This window comes from Actinomadura sp. NPDC000929, assembly GCF_040492065.1.
GTDB lineage: Bacteria > Actinomycetota > Actinomycetes > Streptosporangiales > Streptosporangiaceae > Spirillospora > Spirillospora verrucosospora.
This window is the reverse complement of sequence record NZ_JBEUPA010000104.1, coordinates 22,385-31,503: the sequence shown is the minus strand read 5'-3', so window position 1 is coordinate 31,503 and position 9,119 is coordinate 22,385. Positions and strand designations below refer to the sequence as shown.

The following is a 9,119-nucleotide window of genomic DNA, read 5'->3' as shown; positions in this document are numbered from 1 at the left end:
TCGGCCCTCCCTGCCCTACCCCCCCGCCCCCCCCGGGGGGTCGGCACCCCGCCCGCGCCCGTTTATATCCTTTACCCCCCGCCCCTCGGCCGTTCAGGTGTCGGGTCGCGGGGCCCGGCCGGTGGGCGGCGTTATGGGCCGGCCCCCGCGACCCGACGTCTCGGGGGCGCCGCTAGCCGCGGTGCCCGGTCGGGGCGAAGTCCTCCCGCGTGTCGTTCGCACGCGGCTGCTTCTTCGGCTCGTCGCCGTGGCCCGGCCACCAGGCCCGGTGGCCCAGCATCGCGGTCAGGCCCGGCACCAGGAAGGTGGACATCACGAAGGCCGACAGCGCGATGCCGATCGCCACCGAGAAGCCCATCTGCTGGAGCATCGAGACCGGCGCGAGCATCATCACCGAGAACGTGCCGGCCAGGATGAGGCCCGCCGCGGCGACCGTCGGGCCGCCGTGCTGGACGGCCAGCGCCGCCGCCTTCCGCGGCTCGTGGCCCTCCTTGGCCTCCTCGCGCAGCCGCGCCGTCATCAGGATGTTGTAGTCGGTCCCGATGGCCAGCACGAACAGGTAGAGGACGATCGGCAGCTGGAAGGTGACGCCGGCCTCGCCCATCGCGCCCTGGAAGACGTACACCGCGGAGCCGAGCGTCGCCGCGAAGCCCAGCAGGACGGCCACGACCAGGTAGAGCGGCGCGACCACCGACCTCAGCAGCAGCGCCAGGATCAGCGCGATCAGTACCGCCGCCACCGGCAGGATCACCGACAGGTCGCGGTTGTTGACCGTGTTGATGTCGGAGAAGATCGCCGTCGGTCCGCCGACGTAGGTGCGGGTGCCCTCCGGCGCCGCCTTGTGCACGGCGGGCGTCAGGTCGTCCTTGACCAGGCTGATCGCCTTGTTGGACGCGGGGTTGAGCTTCAGCACCAGGTCGACCCGGGCCACGGTCTTGTCCTGGCCGGGGACGGGCGGCTGCACCCTGCCGACGCCGGGCGCGTTCTCGACGGCCTTGCTGAACGCCTGGGTCTGCTGCTGGCTGACCGGCTGCCCGTTCTGGCTCTTGATGAACACCTGGACCGGGGTGGTCAGGCCGGGCGGGAAGCCCTTCTCCATGTCCTTGGTCGCCTGCGCGGACTCGGTGTCCTGCGGGAAGCCGGCCGCGAAGTCGTAGTCGGCCTTGAAACCGAGGGTGCCGAGCGCCAGCACGACCAGGACGAGCCCGGACGCCGCCGCGGCGAGCGCGGGGCGCTTGCCGACGCCGCGGCCGATGGCCGTGGAGAACCTGTCCTTCGGCTGCTTCTTCCACGCCTTGGACGGCCAGAAGACGGCGGTGCCGAGCAGCGAGACGAGCGCGGGGAACAGCGTCAGCGAGGTGATGCCCATCACGACGACGGCGATGGCCAGGGACGGGCCCCAGGCGCTGAAGACGCCGAACGTCGCGAGCAGCAGGACCAGGAACGTCACGGCGATGGCGGCGGCGGCCGAGGAGATGACCTCGCCGACCCGCTCCACCGCGGTGATCATCGCGGTCTTCTTGTCGTCGCCGGCCCGCAGCCGCTCGCGGAACCGGAACATCAGGAACAGGTAGTAGTCGGCGCCGATGCCGAAGAGCACGATCAGGATGATGGTGCTGAGGCTGTCGTCGCCGGAGAATCCGAAGATCTTCGAGGCCGTGCCGATCAGGCCCATCGCGACCTGCATGGTCACGGTGATGACGACGATCGGCAGGATCGCCGCCAGCGGGGCCCGGAAGATCAGCAGGATCAGGCCGATGATCAGCACGAAGGTGGCGATGCCGACGATCTCGAAGGACTTGTTGAAGGAGTCCTCGTTGTCGACGAAGCCGGCGACGTCACCGCCGACCTTGGCCTCCATCCCGCTGCCCTTCAGCAGGGTGGGCAGGTCCTTGCGTATCTGCTTGACCGCCTCGCCCTGCTTCTTGCTGTCGTCCATCGAGGTGCCCTTCATCGGCACCATGACCACCTGGACGGCCTTGTTGGGCGCCAGGGCCTGCGGGCCGGTGGCGAAGCCGAGGACGGTCGGCGGCTTCTTGGCGTTCAGCGACTTGGCGGCCTCGTTCACCTTGGCGCTGTCCTGCGCCGTCAACGGCTGGCCGTCCGAGCGCTTCACCACGATCAGCGAGGAGGTGTCCTCCTGCTGCGGGAAGGCCTTTTCAGCGATCTTGAGCGCCTGCACCGACTCGTACTTCGAGGGCAGGAAGTCGCCCTGGTCGGACTCGGTGGTGAGCTTGGGGGAGAGGGCGATGATGAGAACCGCGGCGACGAGCCAGGCCACGATCGTCCACCACGGGTGTCTCACGACGAAGCGCGCGAGCCGAGCGAACATGGGGGCTTCCTTAATTCACGGTCGTAGGGATACCCGTAAAACAGTAGAGACCGGACACCGCGCAGGGGTCACCCGCAGCGCCGAAATGCGGGGTGATACCTCCGGGGGAGACTCTCCTCCTCTAGGAGGGGCGGGGAGTGGATAGCCTCGTACCCATGGACAACGAGGTTCAACGGGGGTTCGAGACCCTGGCCATCCATGCTGGGCAGGAGCCCGACCCGGTCACCGGCGCGGTCGTGCCGCCGATCTACCAGGTCTCGACGTACAAGCAGGACGGCATCGGGGGGCTGCGCGGCGGCTACGAGTACTCCCGGTCGGCCAATCCGACGCGTACCGCGCTGGAGGTATGCCTGGCCGAGACGGAGGGCGGCGCGCGGGGGCTGGCGTTCGCCTCCGGGCTCGCCGCCGAGGACGCGCTGCTGCGCACGGTCTGCAAGCCCGGCGCCCACGTCATCGTCCCCAACGACGCCTACGGCGGGACGTACCGGCTGTTCGCGAAGGTCGCCCAGCCGTGGGGCGTCGAGTTCGACCCGGTGCCGCTCGGCGACATCGCCGCGGTGCGGGCGGCGGTGCGACCCGACACGAAGATCATCTGGGTGGAGACGCCCACCAACCCGCTGCTCGGCGTCGCCGACATCGCGGCCCTGGCCGCCGTCGCCCGCGACGCCGGCGCGCTGCTGGCCGTCGACAACACCTTCGCCTCCCCCTACCTGCAGCGGCCGCTGGAGCTCGGGGCGGACGTCGTCGTCCACTCCACCACCAAGTACATCGGCGGGCACTCCGACGTCGTCGGGGGCGCGCTGATCGCCGCGGACGCGGACCTCGGGGAGCGGCTGGCGTTCCACCAGAACGCGATGGGCGCCGTCGCGGGCCCGTTCGACGCCTGGCTCACCCTGCGCGGGATCAAGACCCTCGGGGTGCGGATGGACCGGCACTGCGCCAACGCGGAGCGGGTCGCGGAGCTGCTGACGCGGCACCCGTCCGTCCGGCAGGTCCTCTACCCGGGGCTGCCCGACCACCCGGGCCACGAGATCGCCGCCAAGCAGATGAAGGCGTTCGGCGGCATGGTCTCGTTCCGGATGGAGTCGGAGGAGGCCGCCGTCCGGGTCTGCGAGCGGACGAAGCTGTTCACGCTCGGCGAGTCGCTCGGCGGCGTCGAGTCGCTGATCGAGCACCCGGGGCGGATGACGCACGCCTCGGCGGCCGGGTCGCCGCTGGAAGTGCCCGCCGACCTGGTGCGACTGTCGGTCGGCATCGAGGACGCCGCCGACCTGCTCCGCGATCTGGAGCAGGCGCTTTCCTGAGAATCGGCTGACCATTCCCCACCGGACTTGATCAAAACATCTATACTCGGCGCGCCAGGTTCGTGAAGAAAGGGCCCGGGGTGCGCAAAGTACTGGTCTGTGGGGCGGCGTTCGCCGCGACGTGTGTCTCCGCCGTGACCGTTCCCGTGGGAGCCCACGCGAACGAGCCGGCGCCGACGCCCAGCGTGTCCGTTCCGTCCGTGCCGACCGAGTCGCCGGCGGGGACCCCCTCCGGCGCGCCGGAGACCGGGGCCCCCGGCACCGGGTCGCCGTCGGCGCCGTCCGCGATGCCGACGGAGGGCGGTCCCGCCGGCGCGGACGGGGAGCCGGACGGCACCGTCACCGCGCAGGCGGTCATGGTGACGCCGCAGCTCCCGCTGTTCCGCACCTACGCTTACGGCAAGCTGCCCGCCCAGAAGATCGACGCCTACTGGCGCAAGCCGGGCCCGCGCGCCACGCCCCGCCCGGCCGTGCTGCTCCTGCACGGCGGCTACTGGCTGGAGGGCGACAAGGGCGGCGGCTGGAAGTACTTCGCGCGCCGGCTGACCGAGCAGGGCTTCGTCGTGCTGTCGGCCAACTACCGGCTCGCGCCCAAGGCGCAGTGGCCCGCCCAGCGCGACGACGCCATGGCGGCCCTCGACTTCATCAAGAAGCACGCCCAGGTGTGGAACGTCGACCCGAACCGCGTCGCGGTCATGGGCTCGTCGGCCGGCGGGCACCTCGCGACGCAGCTCGGGACGCTCGGGACGGGCACCCGCCAGGTCCGCGGCGTGGTCGCGCTGTCCCCGCCGAACAACCCCTTCCTGGCCTTCCAGGACGGCGCGAAGCCGGACGCCACGTTCACCAAGCGCAAGCTGCGCCGGGCCGTGGTCGGCCTCGTCCACTGCGAGCCCGGTGTCACCGCCGCCCCGGACTGCTGGACGAAGCTGGACGACGCCAGCACCGTCACGCACGTCTCCGCGGGCGACGCCCCGATGCTGCTGATGCACGCCACCGGCGACTTCGTCCCCGTCACCCAGAGCACCGGGCTGGCGACCGCGCTGCGCGCCGCCGGCGTCCCGGCGACCGTCAAGACCGTCGAGGGCGACATGCACGCCTCGGACATGCTGGGCGACGAAGGCGTCTACCCGACGATCCTGGCCTGGCTGAAGAAGCGGCTGAACGCGTAGTTGGCGGTGCTCTCCAACCATTGAGGTCGTCGCGTGGTTGCGGTGAGGCTCGGGGCTGTGCGGACTAAGGTCGGCTCATGTCGACTTCGGACCGCATCCTGCTTCTTCTGCACATCGGGTTCGCGATCTTCACGCTGGGGCCGCTGACCGCCGCCACGATGTCCACGCCCCGCTACATCCGCAAGCGCGACGTGGTGGTGGTGCGTTACCTCCACCGGACCACCCAGATCTACGGGATCGGCACGCTCGGGATCTTCCTGATCGGGCTCGGGCTGGCCAAGGGCGACCTCGCCGAGGTGTGGCTGACGGTGTCGATGACGCTGTTCGTCGTCGCGCTGGTGCTGCTGCTGATCGTCGAGCGCGACCAGCGCAAGGCGGTGCACCTGCTGGAGGTCGCGGCGGCCGAGACGGCGGCCGCGCCGGTCCCGGTCCGTCCCCCCGCGGCCGAGGAGCCCGGGGAGGCCGAGGGCGGCGCGACGGAGGCCGAGGCCCCCGCCGCCGCGGGACCGGCGGCCGGCGCCGGTGAGATCGCCCAGGTGGAGCGGGGGCGGCTGGCCGCCATGTCCGGCGTCGTCGCGCTGATCTGGCTGGTGATCCTCGCCCTGATGGTCTGGAACGGCTGAGCCGGCCGAACGCGACTAAGCACGCCTCACTCGGAGATAGTCGCTGACTACGTACTCGCCTAGACGGTCGGCGTCGGGGGCGAAGACGCGGCCGCCGTTGCGCCTGGCGACCTCCTCCACGAACGACACGAGCCGCCGGTCCTCGGCGAGCATGAAGAAGTTCATGGTGGCGCCGCGCCGGGTCATCTTGTCGACCTCGGCGAGGGTGAGCACGAGCGTGTCGGTGGACGGCGGGTAGTCGAACAGCGAACGGCCGTCCGGCCGCAGGTGCGCGGTGGGCTCGCCGTCCGTGACGACGAGGACGATCGGCTCGAAGTCGGGGTGCCGGTCCAGGTGCCGTCCGGCGATCATCAGGGCGTGGTGCAGGTTGGTGCCCTGCACCATGTCCCAGTCGAGGCCCGCCATCTCCGTCGGGTGCAGCACCCGCGCGTAGTTGGAGAAGCCGATGATCTGGATCGCGTCCTGCGGGAACTTGCTGGTCACGAGCGAGTGCAGGGCCAGCGTGGTCTGCTTGGCGGCCGCCCACGTCCCGCGCAGCACCATCGAGTAGGACAGGTCGACGAGCAGGCAGACGGCGGCGCCGGTGCGGCGCTCGGTCTCGTGCACCTCGAAGTCGTCGACGCTCAGCCGCACGCCGTCCGGGCGGCGCGCGCCGTTCCCGCCGGTCGTGCCCACGCGCTCGGTGACCTTCGCCCCCGCGGGCGGGGGGACGAGCCCGGCGGCGGGCTCCCCGGTCCCGGTCGCGGGGGTCCCGCGCTCCATGGCGCTGCGCCGGATCGCGTTGCTCACCGTCCGGACCACGTCGAGGGGCTGCTCGTCGCCGAACCGCCACTCGCGGCTGGAGCCGGTCAGCTCGCCCGCCTGTCCCGCGTCCCGCTGGTCGTGGTCGCCCTGGCGGCCGGACGCCAGCTGGGAGAACACCCGGCGCAGCGCGGTCTCGCCGAGCCGCCGCACCGCCTTCGGTGTCAGCTCCAGCTTGCCGCGCCGCCGCTGCAGGTAGCCCTGCCGCTCCAGCTCGGCCTCGATGCGGCGCAGCGCGGCGAGGTCGTCGACGGCCTGCCGGCCGAGGGCCCGCCGGACGGCGTCCTCGTCGATGTCGTCGAGCCGCGCGCCCGGGTAGTCCTGCCCGAGTGCCGCCTCCAGCTCGCTGAGGTCGGCCAGCTCCGCCAGCGCGGTCGTGGCGTCGCCCACGCCGAGCGGGTTCTCGCCGGTCATCTGCTCGGGCTGCCCCCAGCCGAGGTCGGGGCGGCGGGCCCGCAGCGCGTCGCCGAGCCGGGTCATCTCCATGGCGAGGCCCGCGTCCTGCATGGCCTGCTCCATGAGCCCGGCCAGCTCGGCGCGCTGCTCGGGGCTGAGCGAGGCGAGCAGCCGGTCCATCGCGGCGGCGCGGCGGGCCAGCGAGTCGACCAGCTCTTCGAGGTTCCGCGGATCGTCGGGGAACATGTCCCCGTACTCGTTCATGAACCGGTCGAAGTCGTCCTGGGTGTGCTCGCCGCGCGCGTCCCGCTCCAGCATCGCGTTGAGGTCGGCCATCATGTCCTTGACCCGCTGCATGGCGGCCGGGTCCTGGTTCTCCAGGGCCTGCTTCATGCCCTGGAACTGCGCGTCGAGGACCTCGCGGCGCAGCAGGTCCTTCAGCTGCTCGAAGGTGCGGCGGGCGGCGGCGGAGCGCCAGTCGTAGTCCGACAGCCGCCGGATCGCCTGCGAGGTGTCGGACGGCAGCGTGTCGAGCTCCGCCTCGCGCAGCCTGGCGTCGTCGCCCGGGTCGGGGAACAGCTCGGCCCGCTCCTGCCCGATCGCGGTGTCCAGCAGCGCGCGGGCCTGCTCCAGCGTCCCGTCGAGACGGCCCCGGTCGCGCAGCGCGCGGCGCCGCTCCCGGACCTGGCGGAGCATGTCGTCGAGGCCCCGGCGGTTCTGGGCGCCGGGCAGGCCGCGGCGCAGCAGCTCGCGGAGCGCGTCGTCGGGCCGGGCTCCATCCAGCACCGAGTCGCCCACGGCGTCCAGCGCGTCGCGGACGTCGTAGGGCGGCGCGAGCGGGTCGGGCCCGTCCTCGTAGGCGCCGTAGCGGTATCGGCTCATCGAATCCCCTTGCGCGTGGACACCTCGGGACGCGGCGTCACGTCCGGTACGTCGCCGTCCCGTCGGAGCGTCCCTCGGCGACGTCCTTGGAGAGCCGCCGGGTGAGGAACAGGCCCTCCAGGGCGAACTCGATCGCCGCCGCGGCCTGCCCGGGGGACTCCCCGCTCATGCCGAGCCTTTCCATGATCTTGGCGAGGCCGGGCACGTGGCCGGTGCGGCGCAGCAGCTCGCGCGCCGGAACCAGCTCGCCCGACTCCACGCTCTCCCCGGAGTCGAACTTGTCGAGCAGGCCGGTGAGGTCGGCGGCGCCGAGCGTGCGGCGGTAGGTCTCGGCGACCGCGCGGCGCAGCAGGTGCTCCAGCACCTCCTGCTCGCGGCCCTCCTCGCTGACCTCGAACTCCACCTTGCCCATCAGCGACGGCACCACGGCCGGCAGGTCGCAGACCCGCGCGACGGCGTTCTCCTCGCCGGTGAGCGCCGCGCGGCGCACCGCGCCCGCGGCGACGGTCTCGGCGCCCGCGAGCGCGAACCGCGCCGAGACGCCCGACCGGGCGTCCACCGCCGTCGACTCGCGGACGAGCCGGGTGAACCTCCCGATCACCTCGATCATGTGGTCGGGCACCTCGGCGGGCAGTCCGCCGAGGTCGGCGAAGTCGGCCTCCTGGCGGATCAGCGCGAGCTCGGCGTCCAGTTCGAGGGGGTAGTGGGTGCGGATCTCGGCGCCGAAGCGGTCCTTCAGCGGGGTGATGATCCGGCCGCGGTTGGTGTAGTCCTCGGGGTTGGCGGACGCGACGAGCAGCACGTCGAGCGGCAGCCGCAGCGCGTAGCCGCGGACTTGGACGTCGCGCTCCTCCAGCACGTTCAGCAGCGCGACCTGGATCCGCTCGGCGAGGTCGGGCAGCTCGTTGATGGAGAAGATCCCGCGGTTGGTGCGGGGGACGAGCCCGAAGTGCACGGTCTCCGGGTCGCCGAGCGTGCGGCCCTCCGCCACCTTGATCGGGTCGACGTCGCCGATGAGGTCGCCGACGCTGGTGTCGGGCGTGGCGAGCTTCTCGCCGTAGCGGTCGTCGCGGTGCCTCCACTCGACCGGCAGCTCGTCGCCCAGCTCGCCGGCGAGCCGGCGGCACCGCACGCAGACCGGCGCGTACGGGTGGTCGTTGATCTCGCAGCCGGCCACCACCGGCGTCCACTCGTCCAGCAGGCCGACGAGGGTGCGGATCAGCCGCGTCTTGCCCTGCCCGCGCTCGCCGAGCAGCACCAGGTCGTGCCCGGCCAGCAGGGCGCGCTCCAGGTGGGGCAGGACGGTCTCGTCGAACCCGAGGATGCCGGGGAAGCGTGGTTCGCCGGATCTCAGCCGGTCGAGCAGGTTGCGCCGGATCTCGGCCTTGACGGGAAGCCGCACGTGGCCGCCGGCGCGCAGCGCGCCCAGGGTCGCCTCACGGGGTGCGGACTCGCCGGAGGAGGACTCGTGTGGTGTGGATGAACGCACGCGACCGACACTACGTCGCCGGTCCGCGCGATCGCACCCCCGCCGGGGATTCGCCCGTCCGATCCCGTCCCGCCGCTGTTTGGGTGGAACGGTCGCGGAGGGGGAGACTGGTGGTGTGAAGCG

General features: G+C 72.1%; 6 protein-coding genes. 3 read left to right on the top strand and 3 right to left on the bottom strand.

The features are described 5' to 3' along the window. Positions 1 to 172 precede the first annotated feature (172 nt). Positions 173 to 2,332 carry an MMPL family transporter gene (locus ABWI04_RS29215; RefSeq protein ID WP_345176907.1) on the bottom strand — a complete coding sequence of 720 codons (2,160 nt, stop codon included), beginning with the start codon at positions 2,330 to 2,332 and terminating at the stop codon, positions 173 to 175. Positions 2,333 to 2,487: 155 nt separating this feature from the next. Here ABWI04_RS29215 and ABWI04_RS29210 point away from each other — a divergent pair, with 155 nt between their 5' ends. The 3 genes from ABWI04_RS29210 (at position 2,488) to ABWI04_RS29200 (ending at position 5,428) form a co-directional block, all read left to right on the top strand. After that, the gene (locus ABWI04_RS29210) at positions 2,488 to 3,636 is read left to right on the top strand and encodes a cystathionine gamma-synthase (RefSeq protein WP_353834463.1); all 1,149 of its coding nucleotides are present in this window, start codon (positions 2,488 to 2,490) and stop codon (positions 3,634 to 3,636) included. 134 nt (positions 3,637 to 3,770) lie between these two features. After that, entirely contained in the window at positions 3,771 to 4,805 is a 1,035-nt protein-coding gene (locus ABWI04_RS29205; protein ID WP_353834462.1) for an alpha/beta hydrolase fold domain-containing protein, read from the top strand. A 77-nt stretch (positions 4,806 to 4,882) separates the two neighbouring features. Then, positions 4,883 to 5,428: a hypothetical protein gene (locus ABWI04_RS29200; protein WP_353834460.1), complete on the top strand. Its 546-nt coding sequence runs from the start codon at positions 4,883 to 4,885 to the stop codon at positions 5,426 to 5,428. 15 nt (positions 5,429 to 5,443) lie between these two features. Here the strand turns inward: ABWI04_RS29200 and ABWI04_RS29195 are convergent, their stop codons facing one another. Together ABWI04_RS29195 and ABWI04_RS29190 are read right to left on the bottom strand one after the other, a co-directional pair. Beyond that, positions 5,444 to 7,507, bottom strand: coding sequence for a vWA domain-containing protein (locus ABWI04_RS29195; protein ID WP_345176914.1), 2,064 nt, complete (start codon positions 7,505 to 7,507; stop codon positions 5,444 to 5,446). Between the two features lie 37 nt (positions 7,508 to 7,544). Next, positions 7,545 to 8,996, bottom strand: a complete 1,452-nt coding sequence (locus ABWI04_RS29190; protein WP_378188483.1) for a sigma 54-interacting transcriptional regulator — start codon at positions 8,994 to 8,996, stop codon at positions 7,545 to 7,547. Positions 8,997 to 9,119 lie beyond the last annotated feature (123 nt).